We start from the raw sequence: 17,283 nt of genomic DNA, 5'->3' as shown, positions 1-17,283 counted from the left end.
ATCAATTTTTAATATTGGTAAAGTTTAATAAAATCGATATATTTGCACACGATTAAAAAAGAGATATGAACAGAAAAATTTCTTCATTATTTTTCGCATTTTTATTTGTGTTTATTAGTGGTTTAGCTAATGCACAACATGAATCTGAAGGTGAGAAGGCAGCTGAAAAAGTAGAGCATACAGAAGCGGAAAAGGGCTTTAATGCGACCAAAATGATCATGGAACACATTGGTGATTCTAACGAATGGCATTTATGGACTACCAAAGATGATAATGGGGAAGAACATCACGTTTCAATTCCATTACCTGTAATTATTAAAGATAATGAAGGATGGCATACTTTCCTTTCTAACAAGATCGCTCACGGTCATGAACATGATGGATATACATTAGAAGAGGGACAAGTGGTTTCTACTAAAGGAATTGAAAAAGCAACTTTGTTTGCATTAATAGGTGGGAAACAAAAATCAGATAATGTTTACTTTGATCTTTCCATTACTAAAAATGCAGCGTCAATGTTCTTATCAGTGATTTTTATGCTGGTAGTATTCATTGGAATGGCAAGAAACTATAAGAAATCTCAGCTTCCGACAGGTTTTGGAAAAATAATGGAGCCTGTGATCGTGTTTATCAGAGATGAGGTAGCAATCCCGAATATCGGATCAGTTAAATATAAAAGATATATGCCTTATTTATTAACAGCATTTTTCTTTATCTGGTTCAATAACCTTTTCGGATTGGTTCCTTTCTTCCCTGGAGGATCTAATCTTACTGGTAACATTGCAATCACTGCTGTATTGGCTGTTATTACCTTATTGATTACTTTGTTCAGTGCTAATAAAGATTATTGGAAACATATCTTTATGCCGCCGGTACCGATCTTATTATATCCTATTATGGTTCCGATCGAAATCATTGGTATCTTTACAAAGCCTTTTGCGTTAATGATGCGACTTTTCGCTAACGTTACTGCAGGTCACATTATGATCTTGGCTATTATATCTTTGATCTTTATTTTTAAATCTCCGTTTTTAGGATTTGCATCAGTACCATTAGCATTATTTGTTTCTGTATTGGAATTATTGGTAGCTGCCTTGCAAGCATATATATTTACAGTATTATCAGCACTATTTATCGGTATTGCTGTAGCAGAACATGAGCACGAACATGGTCATGAAGAACACGCTCACTAATAGAGCATTATTTTTAAAATAATTTTAACTAATATAATTTATTTATTATGGATTTATCAACTGGAGCAGGATTAATTTACGTAGGAATCGGTTTAGCAGTACTAGGAGTAGGTCTTGGTATCGGTAAAATCGGTGGACATGCAATGGATGCTATCGCTAGACAACCAGAACAAGCTGGTAAGATTCAAGGAGCAATGCTTATTGCTGCTGGTCTTATTGAAGGTGCTGGTCTTATCGCGATCATCTTTGGTGCTTTCATCAAGTAATTTATCCTCAAAAGAGAATATTCTTAGCAGTGAAGCGGTTGGCTGCTGCTAAGAATTTTAAAAAGATATCCATAAAATTATCACATTAAAAAAAGAATTTACAGATATGGGAATTATTGAACCTGGAATTGGACTTTTGTTTTGGATGACGCTTACTTTTGTTATCCTGTTGTTTCTTTTAGCAAAATTCGCTTGGAAACCAATCGTTAATGCAGTAAATGACAGAGAAACTTCTATTGTTGACGCATTAAATCAAGCTAAATTGGCTAAAAAAGAAATGGAAGATCTTAAAGCTGATAACGAAAGAATCATTCGTGAAGCTAAAATTGAAAGAGATGCTATCCTGAAAGAAGCAAGAGAAATTAAAGATAGAATTGTAGGAGAGGCTAAAGATGTTGCTAAAGCTGAAGGAGATAAAATGATTGAAGCAGCTAAACAAACTATTGAGACTGAGAAAAATGCTGCAATGGCAGATATTAAAACTCAAATTGGTGCTTTATCTGTAAATATCGCTGAGTCTATCTTAAAACAAAAATTAGATAACAACGAAGCTCAGAACGAGTTGGTTCAAAATTATTTAAACAAATCTAACCTTAACTAATAATGCTTACATCTAAAGTAGCTAAAAGATACGCACAGGGTTTGCTTGATTTCACAAATGAAACAGGGCAAACGGCTACTGTATTTTCTGAAATGAAAGATGTGGTAAAACTGATGTCAGTATCTGCGGATCTGAACAAGTTTTTCCTTACACCTTACATTGATGCTAAAAAGAAAATAGAAGTAGCTGATGAGATTTTCAAAGATTTGTCACTTTCTTCGCAGAATTTAATCAAATTGGTTATCAGACAAGGTCGTGAAAGCCAGTTGAAGAATATCGCTCAGGAATTTATCAATAAAGTAGAAGATGTTAATGGTGTACAGAGAATCACTTTAACTACTGCTACTGAGCTTTCAAAAGAAAATATTGATCAGATCTTAGGATCTACAAACCTGGTAAAAAATACTTCAAATTTTGATTTGAAGGTTAATGTAAATCCTAAGATTTTAGGGGGTTATATTTTAAGAGTAGGAGACCAGCAGATCGATGCATCTGTTAAAAGCAAACTTAATCAGGTTAAAAAAGATTTTCAATTAAATTAAGACAAAAACAACCATACAATGGCAGAAATAAATCCGGCAGAAGTATCTGCGATCTTAAAACAACAATTGGCCAACTTCGACACTCAATCTAACGTTGAGGAAGTAGGTACAGTTTTAACCATCGGTGATGGTATTGCTCGTGTATACGGGTTAGAAAACGTACAATACGGAGAGTTGGTTAAATTTTCTAGTGATGTAGAAGGTATTGTACTTAACCTTGAAGAGGACAACGTAGGGGTTGCACTTTTAGGAGAAAGTAAATTAGTAAAAGAAGGTGATACAGTTAGAAGAACAAACAGAATTTCTTCAATTAAAGTAGGGGAAGGTATGCTAGGAAGAGTAGTAGATACTCTTGGTAACCCTATCGATGGTAAAGGTCCTATTACAGGGGATTTATACGAAATGCCATTGGAAAGAAAAGCTCCTGGAGTTATCTTCAGACAGCCTGTAACTGAGCCTCTACAAACAGGTATCGTTGCGATCGACTCTATGATCCCTGTAGGAAGAGGACAAAGAGAGCTTATCATTGGTGACAGACAAACAGGTAAAACGACTGTTGCTATTGATACGATCATCAACCAAAAAGAATTTTTTGATGCAGGGAAACCTGTATATTGTATATATGTTGCAATTGGACAAAAAGCATCTACAGTAGCTCAGATCGTTAAAACTCTTTCTGATAAAGGAGCTTTAGCTTATACTGTAATTGTTGCCGCTAATGCATCAGACCCTGTTCCGATGCAGGTGTATTCTGCTATGGCAGGTGCTTCTATCGGTGAGTATTTCAGAGATACAGGTAGACCAGCTCTTATCGTTTATGATGACTTGTCTAAACAAGCTGTTGCTTACCGTGAGCTTTCTCTTCTATTGAGAAGACCACCGGGACGTGAAGCTTATCCTGGAGACGTTTTCTACCTTCACTCAAGATTATTGGAAAGAGCTGCAAAGGTGATCGCTGATGATAACATCGCAAGCCAGATGAATGACCTACCTGAATCTTTGAAGCCTTTGGTTAAAGGGGGTGGTTCATTAACTGCACTTCCTATTATCGAAACTCAGGCTGGTGACGTTTCTGCATATATTCCTACTAACGTAATTTCAATTACAGACGGACAGATTTTCCTTGAATCTGATCTATTCAACTCTGGGGTTCGTCCTGCAATTAACGTAGGTATCTCCGTATCAAGGGTAGGGGGTAACGCTCAGATTAAATCAATGAAAAAAGTGTCTGGTACATTGAAACTTGACCAGGCTCAATATAAAGAACTAGAAGCGTTCGCTAAATTTGGTTCTGACTTAGATGCATCTACTTTAGCTGTAATCTCTAAAGGGGAAAGAAACGTGGAGCTTCTTAAGCAGCCGGTTAACTCTCCACTTCCGGTAGACAGCCAGGTAGCAATGATCTATGCAGGTACTGAGAACTTGTTAAGAAACGTTCCTATCAGAAAAGTGAAAGAATTCCAGGCGGAATATATCGCTTTCTTAAGATCTAAGCATCCTGAAACGATGGCTGCTATTAAATCTGGAAAAATTGATAACGAAATTACAGACGTTCTTAAGCAAGCTGCTAACGATCTAGCTTCAAAATATAATTAAAAAATTAGTTGATGGTTTTTGGTTGATAGTTGACAGAAATTTCTAAAACTAGCAACCAACAACCGACAACCAACAACTAACCCAATATGGCAAACTTAAAAGAAATACGAGGAAGAATCAGTTCAATTTCATCTACGATGCAAATTACACGTGCTATGAAAATGGTTTCTGCTGCGAAACTTAAAAAAGCACAGGATGCAATCGTGATGTTAAGACCTTATTCCGAGAAACTACAAGAAATCATTCAGAATGTAAACTCTAGTTCAGATCCTGATCAGGTTTCTATATATGCTCAAAAGAGAGAGGTTAAAAGAGTGCTTTTTATCGCTGTAACGTCAAACAGAGGACTTGCCGGTGCATTTAACTCATCTATTGTAAAAGAGCTTAATATTCAGTTTCAGAATAATTCTCAATACGATATTGAAGTTCTTACAATCGGTAAAAAAGCATATGATGCTGTAAGAAGAAGCCGTACTGTATATGCTAATGAAAGTGCCGTTTTTGATAATTTGAACTTTGATGCAGTTTCTAACCTTACAGAAGGGGTTATGAACAGCTTTAAGGAGGGTAAATTTGATGAGATTTATTTAATTTATAATAAGTTCATTAATGCTGCTACTCAGGAAGTAACCAAAGAGCAACTTCTTCCTATCCTGATGCCTGAAACTACTGAACCACAAGTAGAAACAGATTATATCTTTGAACCTAACAAGAATGAAATTTTGGATAACCTTATTCCAAAATCTATAAAAACTCAGGTTTTCAAAGCTGTTTTAGATTCAGTGGCATCTGAGCATGGAGCTAGAATGACTGCGATGCATAAAGCAACAGATAATGCCCAGGCTTTGAAGAATGATTTGGTAATCTTCTATAACAAAGCGAGACAGGCTGCTATTACAAACGAAATCCTTGAGATCGTTTCGGGAGCAGAAGCTTTGAAAAATTCATAAGAAAAATATTTAGTAAAATATTAAAGCATCGAGTATATCGATGCTTTTTTTTGTTATTTTTATTTTCTATATCTTTGTAAAACTAAATTTTATATAATTTTCTAAATGGACTCGGACATAGTCAGGCTTTTGCTAGCCTTGTTTCTTGTATTACTTAATGGCTTTTTCGTAGCCGCTGAATTTTCAATTGTTAAAGTTCGTTATTCGCAAATTCAAATTAAGGCCGCAGAGGGGGACTCAATGGCTAAACAGGCAGAGCACATCATAAAACATCTTGATGAATATCTTTCTGCAACACAATTAGGAATTACATTAGCTTCACTTGCCCTGGGTTGGGTAGGAGAAAGCGCATTACACCATATTGTAGAGAATATCTTTATATCTATCAATTTTCAATTAAGTGCTGCTTCAGTTACTTCTATATCGTTAATCATCAGTTTTGTTCTTATTACGATTATGCATATAGTGTTTGGAGAATTGATTCCCAAATCCATTGCAATCAGAAAATCAGAAGCTACCACGATGGCAACTGCTGTTCCTTTGAGGATCTTCTATACGATTTTCAAACCTTTTATCTGGTTGATGAATTCCATGTCGAACGGGGTTTTAAGATTAATGAAAATCCATCCCGCATCTGAGCAGGAAATCCATTCTACAGAAGAACTTCAGCTTTTGGTAAAACAAAGTGCTGATAGCGGAGAAATAGAAGAGGAAAACTATGAGATTATTAAGAATGCGTTTGATTTTACAGATCACTCTGCAAAGCAAATCATGGTTCCCCGACAGAATATTACATCAATAGATTTTGAGGAAGATATCAACGATATTATCAATAAAATTATGGATAGTGGTTATTCCAGAATTCCCGTGTATATCAACTCTATTGATAACGTGATCGGTATTCTCTATACAAAGGAGATTATCAGAGAATTTGTTAAAAGAAAAGGTGAGCTGAATCATGAAGATCTGAAAACCCTTATGCGTGATGCTTTCTTTGTAGTGGGGAGTAAAAAGATTTCCGATCTCCTTAAGATCTTCCAGCAGAAAAAGCAACACCTGGCAATTGTTATTGATGAATTCGGTGGTACCGAAGGTATTATAACACTTGAAGATATCCTCGAGGAGCTGGTGGGAGAAATTCAGGATGAGGAAGATGACGAAGATAAAATTGTTGATAAGATTGGAGACAATATCTATTGGGTTCAGGCTACACAACCTCTCGAAGAAATTAATGAATTCCTGCCTAAAAAATTGGCTCCTTCTGAAGAAAGCGAATATAATACATTAGCAGGATTTATTCTCCACGCATTAGAAGATATTCCTGTGGAAAATCAGGAGTTTGATATTGAAAACTACCATTTTAAAATTCTGAAAATGAATAACAAGAGCGTTGAGCTGGTAGAATTGGTGTATGAAGGTCCAAATGTTATCAATGATTTGGCAGATAAATTAGGGGAAGTTTAAATAATTCTAAAATGATTTTTTATAACAGTATAAAGGATTACGAAAATCCAAAACGCCAGTACGAGGAAGAAGTTCTCGTGTTGGAAGAAACGGATGATGTGTATAAGCTGATTGTACATAATGATGATGTACATACTTTTGATTATGTGATCGACTGCCTTGTGGAAATTTGTAAGCATACATTTGAGCAGGCTGAGCAATGTACGATCCTGATTCATTATAAGGGCAAATGCACTGTAAAAACAGGCTCTATGGATGTACTGAAGCCTATGCATGAGAAATTGATTTCAAGAGAGCTGACAAGCGAAATAGTATAATAAAAACACCGGTATCATAGCCGGTGTTTTTATTTGTATGTGCTTTCCATATAATTTAAAGATGGATTACTTTACTTGCATTCAAGTAAAATAGTATATTTGTACCAACTATATAGAAACTCAAAAAGAATGCTTGTAATAGGAATTGCAGGAGGAACTGGATCCGGCAAAACTACAGTTGTGGATAAAATACTCCAACAGCTTGATATCGAAGGAATGAACATCTTGTCACAGGATAATTATTATCATGATAACCATAATCTTACATTGGCTGAAAGGGAAGCTTTGAATTATGATCACCCGAAGTCTATAGATTTTGAACTGATGTTAAAACACGTCAAAGCTTTAAAAAATAATGAGCCCATTGAACAGCCCATTTATAGTTTTGTTACGCATTCCAGAACCGGAGACCATGTGACTGTAGAACCTAAAAACGTATTGGTTGTGGAAGGTATTTTAGTTCTTACTAATAAAGAGCTGCTGAAAGAATTTGATTTGAAAGTTTTTGTTCATGCAGATTCTGATGAGAGGTTGATCAGAAGAATTAGAAGAGATACCCAGGAAAGAGGTAGAGATTTAAGTGAAGTTTTACATCGCTATCAAACTACTTTAAAGCCAATGCATCAGGAATTTATTGAACCTTCAAAAAATGAGGCTGATCTTATCATCCCTAATATGAAGCAAAATTCTGTAGCGATTGATTTTTTAACTACTGTGATAAAAAACTCGTTGAGAAAACACTAAAATGGCAAATAAATTAATTAAAGACATCCAACCGAAATCCGAAGTCGTTAAACTGCTTCAGAAATACATTGTAAACAGATATTTTATTACCATCTGTTTGTTTTTAGTGTGGATGATTTTCTTTGATAAAACATCATTTCTGGTAATTAATGAGCTCAATGGTGAGATCAGTAAATACCAGGAACAATTGCAGTATTATAAAACGGAATATGAAAAAAATGATACGTTTTATAAAAAGCTCATGAATAATAAATCTGAAAAAGAAAAATACGCAAGAGAAAATTATTTTATGAAAAAACCTGATGAGGAAATCTTCATTCTTGTTGTGGATAGCACTAAAATATCGAAGAAATAAAATTCATAAAATAAAAGCTCTTAATCTATAACTTTCCACTAAATGTCAAATATTAATACCCTTCCTGATTGGGAAAATTTAGTAAAAAAGCAACTTAAAACAGAAGATATCTATACAATTCTGAAAAAAGAAAATTTAGAAGGAATTGTAGTAAAACCTTTCTATAATTCTGTACCACAGCTTTTGGTCAATCTTCCCAAAGTTGAAGAAAGCACTCATTTGGTTGCCCAGTACCATGAAAGTCTGGAAGATGATGTTTTTGCATTTCTTTTAAATCAGAATGTTGAAAATTTAGAAGGAAAAACCATTTTCGTTAATAATAAAGATCTTGCAGAGCATATCAGCCCAAAGGATGAAGATCAATACTTTTCGCTGATTGATGTATTTAATGAACAAGATGGAATAATTAATGATCAGCTGGCCAGGGAGCTATTAGCTAAAGATTTCAGAAGAAATATTTGTATAGATATTTCACTTCATCAAAATGCAGGAGCTGCAATTTATCAGCAACTTGGAATAGCATTAGCAAAAACGAAAGAACTTATTGAAGTTTTTGGAGCTGAAATCTTAGATAAATTGATTTTTAAAATTGCCGTAGGAGGAAATTATTTTTTTGAAATGGCAAAGATAAGAGCATTTAAACTCATCTTTAACCAGCTTTCAAAAGAATATAACCTTAACGAAATCCCTTATATTTTTGTTGAAACTTCATTAAGAAATAAAGCAGTTTCGGATAGTGAAAATAATCTTATCCGTTCCACATTGGAGCTTGCCGCAGCAATGATTGGTGGTGCTGATGCGGTTTATAGCAATAATTATCTTGTAAGCAGAAGTACGGATAATTCAGAGGAAATTTCTTTCAAGCAACAGATCGTGTTGGCTTACGAAAGTATCATTAATGTTTTTGAAGATGCTGCCAATGGGAGTTATTATGTTGAAGATCTCACACGACAAATTGCAGAAAAATCCTGGGATCTGTTTTTGGAAATAGAAGACGGGGGTGGTTATCTGGAATTAATCAGACAGGGAGTTATTCAGAAAAAAATCTATCAGCACGCTATTGAAGAGCAGAAGTGGGTGGAAGAAGGAAAGATCAAATTAATAGGAGTGAATCTTTATCCAAAATTGGAAGCTAAAAGATCAATTGATGAATTGTATTCTGAAAAAGAGATAAAGCCTGTACGTTGGGCGGAAATGTTTGAATTATGATCGATAAGCTAGTTGATTTATTTGAATATACACATCATTATAATCAGAAAATAATTAAGCTGGTTAAAGATCATACGCCGAAAATAGATGAAAGAACTATTGCATTAATCAATCATACAATTAATGCTCAACAAATCTGGAATGCAAGGATATTGGGAGAAGAAACTTTCGAAGTCTGGCAGGTCAATCCACTTGAAGATCTGGAAGAGATCAATCACCAGAATTTTTTAACAAGTATTCAGATTGTTCAGAATTTTAATCTTGATAACCGAATAGGATATCAGAACTCAAAGGGGACAAAATTTGAAAATAGTGTCTTTGAAATGCTTTTCCATGCAATCAATCATTCTACTTATCACAGAGGGCAGATTAATTCTCTATTAAAACAAAACGGTATTGAGCCGTTATTAACAGACTATATCTTTTATAAAAGGTAATTTTATATTATTTAAAGCTGTAGTGTTCTTCTCTATCGATCTACTTGAAATTAACAGGCTTAAAACTCTAAATTTTAGTTGGTTTCAATACTGATTGCATTGCTAATAAATGGAGATTTAGAATATTAAAAAATTAAACATAAACATCTTGTATATCAGGGAAATCTGTGGTTGAAATATTAAAAAAAGAGGTTCAAAATTTTATAAATGCAAATCTGACTACGGATTTACATTCATTATTATTGAAAAAATCACCATTTGATGAAGTCAGCATGCAGGAAATCGTTCACCAAATAAAGGGAAGACAAGTTGCTTTAAAGAAATTTCCTTTTTTATTACGTGATGAAATTATATTTCCTCCTCAACTCAATATGGAACAATCGTCTTCTGAAAAAACAGCGATTTATAAATCAACTTTGATAAGTGGGAAAAAATTCATTGACCTTACCAGTGGCTTTGGAATTGATGCCTACTATCTGTCACAAAATTTTGATGATATAGTCTTAGTAGAACAAAATACTGAACTTTTAAAAATAGTTGAACATAACTGGTCGGTTTTAAATAAAAAAGCCAAATTTATTAATCTAAAGCTTGAAAATTTTCTTGAGCAGAATAAAGAAGTTTTTGATGTTACGTATTTAGATCCGGCCAGAAGAGATATTAGTAAAAACAAAGTTTTTCTTTTAGAAGATCTCTCACCCAACATTCTTGAAATCCAGGATCATTTACTATCCATTTCAAATAAGGTAGTAGTAAAACTATCGCCACTGATTGATTTAAAATATCTTCTCTCTGTATTAAAGAATATTTCAAGAATTGATATTATCGCATTAAAAAATGAGGTAAAAGAGGTAGTCGTATTTCTAACACATGATGAGCCTGAAAAAGTCATGTGCCATTGTATCAATTTAGAAAGTGGAGAGTCGGACTTTGTATTTCAATTGGGTAATGAAGAATTTGTTCATTCAGAATATTCCGAACCAGAGCGTTTTATATATTTGCCAAATAACTCCATTTTAAAAGCAGGTGCGTTTAATCTTATATCTGAAAAATTTTCCCTAAAAAAACTTCATCCCAACACTCATATCTACACTTCAACAGAGAAAATTGAAGGCTTTCCGGGAAGAGTTATGGAAATGGAAGTTATTGGAAATAAGCAGATTAAAAAGAAGGAGCAATTTAATATCATTTCAAAGAATTATCCTTTGAAACCAGATGAAATCAAAAAGAAATACAACCTGAAGGATGGTGGAGAAAGATATCTTATTTTTACACAATCCAAAAAAGGTAAAATTATTTTAAAATCAGTGTAAAAATGTTGTCAAAAGGAGCAGGATTTCTTAATTTTGGGCAATCTAAAATTTAAGCATGAAATCGCGGCTGTTGGGATAATTTAGAATAGACTAAAATAGAGCGATTCCATATGACCTTTTAAAAAAATAAATCTTACATATGAAAAAATTAATTATATGTTTAGCCATTGCAAGTGTAGCAGTAAGCTGTAAAAAAATACAAGCTGGAGGAAATAAGAATACTTTAAAGCTAGAAGAGGGAGCAGAAAGATATTCAGATGATGTGCAAAAAGGTGGAGAAACTCATGGTCATGATGCTACAGCTGAACATAAAGAAGCTGCTGTTGCTGAAAAACATGGAACAGAAGCTCCAAAAACAGACAGTACTGCTGCAGCAAAACCCGTAGAAGCTGAAAAAGCTAAAGCTGAACACTAATTATTATTAGAAAATATAAAAATGTCTTGCCAGGTTGCAGGACATTTTTTGTTTTTGGTGTGTAGTATTTGGCCGATTCTAAATAAATAATTGGCTAAAGGAAAATTCTTTGTTTTTGCTTGCTGCTGCAGACCATTTTCTTTAATTTTAACAAAACAAATTTTTACAATGCAAGAGACATTAAATTACATCAACGAAAACAAACAGCGTTTCGTGGATGAATTATTTGAGTTATTGAGAATTCCTTCTATTTCTGCAGATCCTGCGTATAAAGATGACGTATTGAAATGTGCAGAAGTATGTGCAACACATCTAAAAAATGCGGGAGCCGATAATGTGGAAGTATGCCAAACAGCTGGTTACCCAATTGTTTTTGGAGAAAAGATCTTAGATAAAAATCTTCCTACTGTTCTGGTATATGGTCATTATGATGTTCAGCCTGCTGATCCTTTAGAATTATGGAAGAAACCTCCTTTTGAACCTTATATAGAAAAGACAGAGCTTCACCCGGATGGGGCTATTTTTGCCAGAGGTTCTGCGGATGATAAAGGACAGTTTTTTATGCATCTAAAGGCATTTGAAGCGATGATGAAAACCAATACTCTTCCTTGTAATGTTAAGTTTATTTTAGAAGGAGAAGAAGAAGTAGGATCCGTAAGTCTTGGTGATTTTGTTAATGAAAATAAAGAAAAACTGTCTTGTGATTGCATTCTGATTTCTGATACTCATATTTACAGCAATGAGCAGCCAACTGTTACAACGGGTTTAAGAGGTTTAAGTTATGTAGAGGTAGAAGTAGAGGGGCCAAACAGAGATTTGCACTCCGGATTGTATGGAGGTGCAGTTCCCAATCCAATCCACGTTCTTTCAAGAATGATTGCAAAGTTAATCGATGAAGATGGACATATTACAATTGACGGGTTTTATGATAATGTAGATATTGTTTCAGATCAGGAAAGAGCTGAAATGAATAAATTGAAAGATAATCCTGAGGAGTTTAAAAGAGCTATCGGATTAGGTAACATAGAAGGAGAAAAAGGATACACGACTCTAGAAAGAACATCAATCCGCCCAACATTGGATTGTAATGGAATTTGGGGTGGTTATACCGGAGAGGGAGCAAAAACAGTTATTCCTTCAAAGGCTTTTGCAAAGATTTCTATGCGTTTGGTGCCTTATCAGACTCCGGAAGAAATCACTGAAAAATTCACCAGATATTTCGAAAAAATTGCTCCGGATACAGTAAGGGTAAAAGTAACTCCGCATCATGGAGGGATGCCTTATGTTTTACCGACTGATACCAAGGAATTTGCAGCTGCTAAGCAAGCAATGGAAACGGCATTTGGAAAAGAGGTATTACCTTACAGAGGAGGAGGAAGTATTCCTATTACCTCAATGTTTGAGAAAGTATTAGGTGCAAAGTCTGTATTGATGGGCTTTGGATTAGATTCTGATGCTATTCACTCGCCTAATGAACACTATGGATTGTTTAATTTCTATAAAGGAATCGAAAGTATTCCGCTCTTTTTTGAAAATTACTCAAAATAACAGAACAGTATGAGAAGCTAAGTGCTTGCACATATTGTAGTAAACAAATAAAAGATAGGATACCCCACCAGGTATCCTATCTTTTTTATTTTGACTCAGGTATTTTTACATTAAAATGTTATTTATGGTTTATTTTATTAATGATTGAATTTTTTTTAAAAAATACATATTTTTCACTATTATGTGGATTAATTTATCTTATTTGTTATTTATATGATTGATTATTTTTGATTGTTTTATTTATTTGATAAAATTTTTTTTAATCAATAAAATGAAATATCTTTACGGTGATAACTAAAAAATTATATCATGAAAAAAATCTACATTCTGGGATTATTACTTGGAGTAATGAATCTAAACGCTCAAACTGTTATTTTCTCTCAACCTACAACTACAACTAATGGTATTGTTGCCGATGTGCTCGCCAATGGGAATTTTGTTGCAGCTGCTGATGACTTTACGCTTGCCAGTCAAAGTACAATAACAAAAATTTCTATTTCTGGTTTTCAGAGTTCTGGAACTCTTGAAACTACTGTTGGAACTGGTTTAATGTTATACATTTATGCGAATGCAGCGGGTAGCCCTGCGGGAATTCCTAACAATTCGGCTGTAGCTCCGATAGCAGCTATTAATATTGCTAAAGGTGCTCCAGGGTATGGCTTGGTAAAATCTGGAACTTCCAATTATACTTATAATATTGATGTGGCAGCTGCGCTATCAACACCTCTTGTATTACAACCTAATACTGTTTACTGGTTAGTATTTGCGGCAAAAACAAACCTAACGGCTTATACGGCAGGTCCTCGATTTAATTGGTTTGCAGGAACAATAAATGGGAATCCAGCTAAGTTAGTTGATCCAAGTGATGCTTTTGGAGCGGGAGCAACTGATTGGACGGATTTATTTGACTTAACAAATACTGCAGCACTTAATGGTTTGGCTTTTTCTATTGAAGGCACAACAACAACACTAGGAGTTACAGAAGTTACAAATTCGCAAGATTTTCAAGTTTTTCCAAATCCGGTTAAAGATGTTTTAAAATTCAGATTTGGTAACAATTTAAAATCTGAAGGAATTGATATTTATGACATGAATGGAAGAGTGATTACTTCAATTTCTAATAATAAAAATGTTAATGAAGTAAACGTATCAAGCTTTACAAAAGGAACTTATATCTTAAAGGTTAAGGCAAGTGATGGAAAAGTATATGTTCAAAAAATCATTAAAGAATAAAACTAATAAACTTTAGTATAAAAAACGCTCCAATCCGGAGCGTTTTTTTATTGCCAAAATATTTTTAAAAATACCTAAAACTAGGTAGAAATAATTACCCTTTTCCAAGTATTTGTAATCTTTTAGTATCAAGATAGTTTTGTAATATAAAATCGGTCAGGCTCAGAATAAGTCATCACGAAAAAATCAACAAAATGAGGTCTGCGGATATACCCGTATCACATCATGATTTTTCCAGGTTGATTTATTTTTTTATTTCATGAGCAACCTTTTCAGATTTTAGTTGTCTTAATAATGAATATGGATTCTAAAGGAATTTGTACTAAAAAAATTAATGTTATAATACTAAAAAATTATGTTATGAAAAAAGTTTTATCTATTAGTGTATTTTTATTTGGTTTATTCCAAACATGGAATGCTCAGTCCTTACAAGGTGATAATTTTAATTCCTATACCATAGGAAATGTCGGAACTACTATTACTCCAAACACTTTAGGGCAAGGTGGATTTCGTACCGATTTTGCAGGAGGGTCTAATTCAGATGCACAGATTGTAAATATCGATGCTTCTCATGATAAATCTTTGCAGCTTACGGGAAGTGCTACTGCAACAGGGACAAGATATATGTGGAAAGACGGTTTACCGGCTGCCTGGGCCGCTAGAACGCCGGGAAATGATATTTTAAAATTGGAATTTAATTTATATACAGGAAGTGCTACAGGAGGTTCAGGCAGGGGAACTGTTTTAGTTTATGATACCACGACCCATAAAACGCTTCTTGGAGCAGGATATGATTATGCTTCACAAAGAGTTGTAGGCATAGCATATTATACCAATACTACGACAAATGTAACGGGTAATATTCTTTTTTATCTGGAGCCTAATACATATACCTATCCAGCAAATACGTGGATTACATTAAAATGTACATTTAATAAAACTACAGGGGTGGTAACATGGTTAAGTCCGGGCGGTATTGTTTCTAGTCCTCCGGCTACCTACATTCCTGCCGCCCCCGGAGTAGATCCTTTTGAAATGGATTTCGTTTCTGTTGTTGGAGCGGGAAATACGGTTGCTCATATCACTTCTTTTGATAATTATACACTTTCAGCTACAAATAATGGAGTATTAGGAACAAAAGAAGCTTCCGTGTTGGACGATAGTGTTTTGGTTTATCCAAATCCTGCAACTGATTTTGTTGCTATACAATCCAAGTCAACTGTAACTAAAATTGAAATTTTTAATGCTGCCGGAAGAAATATGCATGCGCAATTTGATGGAGATAAAATTGATGTAAGGCATCTCGGTTCAGGTGCTTATATCATCAGTATTGAGACCATAGATGGGAAGATATCTAAAAAAATTATTAAAAAATAAATAACTGATTAATCTTAGCAAGAATTAACGCTTCAATTGAAGCGTTTTTTTTATTTTAGGGAATTAAAGTGAAATGTATGATCGAAAATAAAGTAGCCTATATAACAGGAGGAACCAAGGGGATAGGTTTTGGAATTGCCAGGATTTTATTGGAAAACGGAGTATCAGTTGCCTTTTCAGGACGTAAAAGAGAAGATGTAATGAAAGCAGAAAAAGAATTGCAGCCATATTCCGGACAGGTTTTAGGGATTGTTTCAGATGTGAGAAGTCTTGAAAGTGAAGAGGAAGCTATAAAATACACTGTACAGAAGTTTGGAAAAGTAGATTTTGTAATTGCGAATGCAGGATTAGGGATATTTAAGCCCGTAGATGAACTTACTGTGGAAGAATGGAATACTATGATAGGAACAAATTTAACCGGCGCTTTTTATACGTTAAAAGCTTCAGTTGAGGAGTTAAAGAAGACGGAAGGATATTATATTACAATTTCAAGTCTGGCAGGAGCTAATTTTTTTGAAAACGGAACTGGTTATAACGCCTCAAAATTTGGGGTTGTTGGTTTTACACAGGCCGCAATGATAGATCTAAGAAAATATAATATTAAAACAACAGTCATTATGCCGGGATCTGTAGCGACGAATTTCAACGGGAATGTTGTTTCAGAAAAAGATGCATGGAAAATTCAGCCTGAAGATATGGGAAATCTGGTGTTGGATATTTTAAAAATGAATCCAAGGGTTTTACCTAGTAAGATAGAGTTCAGGGCGACTAAACCGGCAAAATAAATACATTTAATGTATTGAATAATAAAATCATAAGTATTATGCATGCATAATATATTTTTTATTTATATTTACAGAAATTAATCAAACAAAATCTCTGCATAACAACACCAGGCTTTTATGCAATAAAGAGAAAAATAAAATAGTACACATGAAAATATTAGTTTGTATTAGTAGTGTTCCGGATACTACTTCCAAAATTAACTTTACAGCAGATAAGTCTGCTTTCGACAAAAACGGAATTCAGTGGGTAATCAATCCATTAGATGAATTTGCGTTGACAAAGGCAGTTAAACTTCAGGAGTCCCAAGGAGCTACAGTGACGGTTATTAATGTAGGAGATGCTGCAACGGAACCGGTTATCAGAAAGGCATTGGCAATTGGTGCAAATGATGCAGTTAGAGTAAATCTTGATCCAAAAGATAGTTATTCAACAGCTAAAGAAATTGCTGCTGTTGCTCAAAATGGAGGTTACGATCTTATCCTTTGTGGAAAAGAGTCTATTGATTATAATGGAGGTTCTGTTCCCGGAATGGTAGCACAGTTGCTAAATCAGCCGTTTGTGAATGCATCTGTTGGTTTGGATGTTAATGGAAGCGAAGCTACTGCAGTAAGAGAGATTGAAGGAGGTAAAGAAACGATTTCTGTAAAACTTCCTGCTGTGATTGCCGGACAGAAAGGTTTGGTGGACGAAAAAGATCTAATTATTCCTAATATGAGAGGGATTATGTCTGCAAGAACAAAACCTTTGCAGGTTGTTGAGCCTACTTCTTCTGAAGTGAAAGTTCAGGGAGTTTCTTATGATAGTGTTCCTCCAAGAGCTGCTGTGAAAATGGTTTCTCCGGACAATCTGGATGAGCTGGTAAGATTACTTCACGAAGAAGCTAAAGTGATCTAAATCTTTTAATTATTAAATTTTTTAATCTTTTAATTCAAAAAAA

19 protein-coding genes are annotated in these 17,283 nt (G+C 34.3%); all 19 read left to right on the top strand.

The window, feature by feature from the left end; genetic code table 11:
• Positions 1 to 65: 65 nt before the first annotated feature.
• The 19 genes from atpB to PFY10_04585 all read left to right on the top strand — a co-directional run bounded on the left by atpB (position 66) and on the right by PFY10_04585 (position 17,240).
• A complete protein-coding gene (atpB, locus tag PFY10_04675; GenBank protein ID WBV57739.1) occupies positions 66 to 1,193 on the top strand; it encodes a F0F1 ATP synthase subunit A in 1,128 nt (375 codons plus the stop codon).
• 47 nt (positions 1,194 to 1,240) lie between these two features.
• Positions 1,241 to 1,459, top strand: a complete 219-nt coding sequence (locus PFY10_04670) for an ATP synthase F0 subunit C (GenBank protein ID WBV57738.1) — start codon at positions 1,241 to 1,243, stop codon at positions 1,457 to 1,459.
• Between the two features lie 106 nt (positions 1,460 to 1,565).
• Positions 1,566 to 2,060 (top strand): F0F1 ATP synthase subunit B, encoded by a 495-nt coding sequence (locus PFY10_04665; GenBank protein ID WBV57737.1) that lies wholly within the window; start codon positions 1,566 to 1,568, stop codon positions 2,058 to 2,060.
• A 2-nt stretch (positions 2,061 to 2,062) separates the two neighbouring features.
• Complete coding sequence (gene atpH, locus PFY10_04660) at positions 2,063 to 2,602, top strand: ATP synthase F1 subunit delta (protein WBV57736.1); 540 nt, start codon at positions 2,063 to 2,065, stop codon at positions 2,600 to 2,602.
• Between the two features lie 18 nt (positions 2,603 to 2,620).
• A complete protein-coding gene (gene atpA, locus PFY10_04655) occupies positions 2,621 to 4,198 on the top strand; it encodes a F0F1 ATP synthase subunit alpha (protein ID WBV57735.1) in 1,578 nt (525 codons plus the stop codon).
• Positions 4,199 to 4,284: 86 nt separating this feature from the next.
• Positions 4,285 to 5,148: an ATP synthase F1 subunit gamma gene (gene atpG, locus PFY10_04650; protein WBV57734.1), complete on the top strand. Its 864-nt coding sequence runs from the start codon at positions 4,285 to 4,287 to the stop codon at positions 5,146 to 5,148.
• 105 nt (positions 5,149 to 5,253) lie between these two features.
• The gene (locus PFY10_04645) at positions 5,254 to 6,612 is read left to right on the top strand and encodes a hemolysin family protein (protein WBV57733.1); all 1,359 of its coding nucleotides are present in this window, start codon (positions 5,254 to 5,256) and stop codon (positions 6,610 to 6,612) included.
• An 11-nt stretch (positions 6,613 to 6,623) separates the two neighbouring features.
• Positions 6,624 to 6,929 (top strand): ATP-dependent Clp protease adaptor ClpS, encoded by a 306-nt coding sequence (locus PFY10_04640; GenBank protein WBV57732.1) that lies wholly within the window; start codon positions 6,624 to 6,626, stop codon positions 6,927 to 6,929.
• Positions 6,930 to 7,058: 129 nt separating this feature from the next.
• On the top strand, positions 7,059 to 7,673 hold the full coding sequence (udk, locus tag PFY10_04635; GenBank protein ID WBV57731.1) for a uridine kinase: 615 nt from the start codon (positions 7,059 to 7,061) through the stop codon (positions 7,671 to 7,673).
• 1 nt (position 7,674) lies between these two features.
• Positions 7,675 to 8,028 carry a septum formation initiator family protein gene (locus tag PFY10_04630; GenBank protein ID WBV57730.1) on the top strand — a complete coding sequence of 118 codons (354 nt, stop codon included), beginning with the start codon at positions 7,675 to 7,677 and terminating at the stop codon, positions 8,026 to 8,028.
• Between the two features lie 42 nt (positions 8,029 to 8,070).
• Complete coding sequence (locus PFY10_04625) at positions 8,071 to 9,237, top strand: methylmalonyl-CoA mutase family protein (protein WBV57729.1); 1,167 nt, start codon at positions 8,071 to 8,073, stop codon at positions 9,235 to 9,237.
• Positions 9,234 to 9,674 carry a damage-inducible protein DinB gene (locus PFY10_04620; protein WBV57728.1) on the top strand — a complete coding sequence of 147 codons (441 nt, stop codon included), beginning with the start codon at positions 9,234 to 9,236 and terminating at the stop codon, positions 9,672 to 9,674. Before PFY10_04625 ends, PFY10_04620 begins: the two co-directional genes overlap by 4 nt.
• Positions 9,675 to 9,916: 242 nt before the next feature.
• Positions 9,917 to 10,987 (top strand): RsmD family RNA methyltransferase, encoded by a 1,071-nt coding sequence (locus tag PFY10_04615; protein WBV57727.1) that lies wholly within the window; start codon positions 9,917 to 9,919, stop codon positions 10,985 to 10,987.
• A gap of 139 nt (positions 10,988 to 11,126) precedes the next feature.
• Positions 11,127 to 11,402, top strand: coding sequence for a hypothetical protein (locus PFY10_04610; protein ID WBV57726.1), 276 nt, complete (start codon positions 11,127 to 11,129; stop codon positions 11,400 to 11,402).
• Positions 11,403 to 11,570: 168 nt separating this feature from the next.
• The gene (locus PFY10_04605) at positions 11,571 to 12,950 is read left to right on the top strand and encodes a dipeptidase (protein ID WBV57725.1); all 1,380 of its coding nucleotides are present in this window, start codon (positions 11,571 to 11,573) and stop codon (positions 12,948 to 12,950) included.
• 309 nt (positions 12,951 to 13,259) lie between these two features.
• Positions 13,260 to 14,183 carry a T9SS type A sorting domain-containing protein gene (locus PFY10_04600; GenBank protein WBV57724.1) on the top strand — a complete coding sequence of 308 codons (924 nt, stop codon included), beginning with the start codon at positions 13,260 to 13,262 and terminating at the stop codon, positions 14,181 to 14,183.
• A gap of 360 nt (positions 14,184 to 14,543) precedes the next feature.
• Positions 14,544 to 15,560: a T9SS type A sorting domain-containing protein gene (locus PFY10_04595; protein WBV57723.1), complete on the top strand. Its 1,017-nt coding sequence runs from the start codon at positions 14,544 to 14,546 to the stop codon at positions 15,558 to 15,560.
• A 77-nt stretch (positions 15,561 to 15,637) separates the two neighbouring features.
• Positions 15,638 to 16,345, top strand: coding sequence for an SDR family oxidoreductase (locus PFY10_04590; GenBank protein WBV57722.1), 708 nt, complete (start codon positions 15,638 to 15,640; stop codon positions 16,343 to 16,345).
• Positions 16,346 to 16,493: 148 nt separating this feature from the next.
• On the top strand, positions 16,494 to 17,240 hold the full coding sequence (locus PFY10_04585; protein ID WBV57721.1) for an electron transfer flavoprotein subunit beta/FixA family protein: 747 nt from the start codon (positions 16,494 to 16,496) through the stop codon (positions 17,238 to 17,240).
• Positions 17,241 to 17,283 lie beyond the last annotated feature (43 nt).

Source organism: Chryseobacterium daecheongense (genome assembly GCA_027920525.1).
GTDB classification, from domain to species: Bacteria; Bacteroidota; Bacteroidia; order Flavobacteriales; family Weeksellaceae; genus Chryseobacterium; species Chryseobacterium proteolyticum.
Note: the sequence above shows the minus strand (reverse complement) of the source record. Positions and strands in the feature narration are given on the sequence as shown.

Excerpts from the sequence above, each read along its gene's own strand:
- atpB (WBV57739.1), top strand. The coding sequence starts at position 66 with ATGAACAGAAAAATTTCTTCATTATTTTTCGCATTTTTATTTGTGTTT.
- PFY10_04670 (WBV57738.1), top strand. The coding sequence starts at position 1,241 with ATGGATTTATCAACTGGAGCAGGATTAATTTACGTAGGAATCGGTTTA.
- PFY10_04665 (WBV57737.1), top strand. The coding sequence starts at position 1,566 with ATGGGAATTATTGAACCTGGAATTGGACTTTTGTTTTGGATGACGCTT.
- atpH (WBV57736.1), top strand. The coding sequence starts at position 2,063 with ATGCTTACATCTAAAGTAGCTAAAAGATACGCACAGGGTTTGCTTGAT.
- atpA (WBV57735.1), top strand. The coding sequence starts at position 2,621 with ATGGCAGAAATAAATCCGGCAGAAGTATCTGCGATCTTAAAACAACAA.
- atpG (WBV57734.1), top strand. The coding sequence starts at position 4,285 with ATGGCAAACTTAAAAGAAATACGAGGAAGAATCAGTTCAATTTCATCT.
- PFY10_04645 (WBV57733.1), top strand. The coding sequence starts at position 5,254 with ATGGACTCGGACATAGTCAGGCTTTTGCTAGCCTTGTTTCTTGTATTA.
- PFY10_04640 (WBV57732.1), top strand. The coding sequence starts at position 6,624 with ATGATTTTTTATAACAGTATAAAGGATTACGAAAATCCAAAACGCCAG.
- udk (WBV57731.1), top strand. The coding sequence starts at position 7,059 with ATGCTTGTAATAGGAATTGCAGGAGGAACTGGATCCGGCAAAACTACA.
- PFY10_04630 (WBV57730.1), top strand. The coding sequence starts at position 7,675 with ATGGCAAATAAATTAATTAAAGACATCCAACCGAAATCCGAAGTCGTT.
- PFY10_04625 (WBV57729.1), top strand. The coding sequence starts at position 8,071 with ATGTCAAATATTAATACCCTTCCTGATTGGGAAAATTTAGTAAAAAAG.
- PFY10_04620 (WBV57728.1), top strand. The coding sequence starts at position 9,234 with ATGATCGATAAGCTAGTTGATTTATTTGAATATACACATCATTATAAT.
- PFY10_04610 (WBV57726.1), top strand. The coding sequence starts at position 11,127 with ATGAAAAAATTAATTATATGTTTAGCCATTGCAAGTGTAGCAGTAAGC.
- PFY10_04605 (WBV57725.1), top strand. The coding sequence starts at position 11,571 with ATGCAAGAGACATTAAATTACATCAACGAAAACAAACAGCGTTTCGTG.
- PFY10_04600 (WBV57724.1), top strand. The coding sequence starts at position 13,260 with ATGAAAAAAATCTACATTCTGGGATTATTACTTGGAGTAATGAATCTA.
- PFY10_04595 (WBV57723.1), top strand. The coding sequence starts at position 14,544 with ATGAAAAAAGTTTTATCTATTAGTGTATTTTTATTTGGTTTATTCCAA.
- PFY10_04590 (WBV57722.1), top strand. The coding sequence starts at position 15,638 with ATGATCGAAAATAAAGTAGCCTATATAACAGGAGGAACCAAGGGGATA.
- PFY10_04585 (WBV57721.1), top strand. The coding sequence starts at position 16,494 with ATGAAAATATTAGTTTGTATTAGTAGTGTTCCGGATACTACTTCCAAA.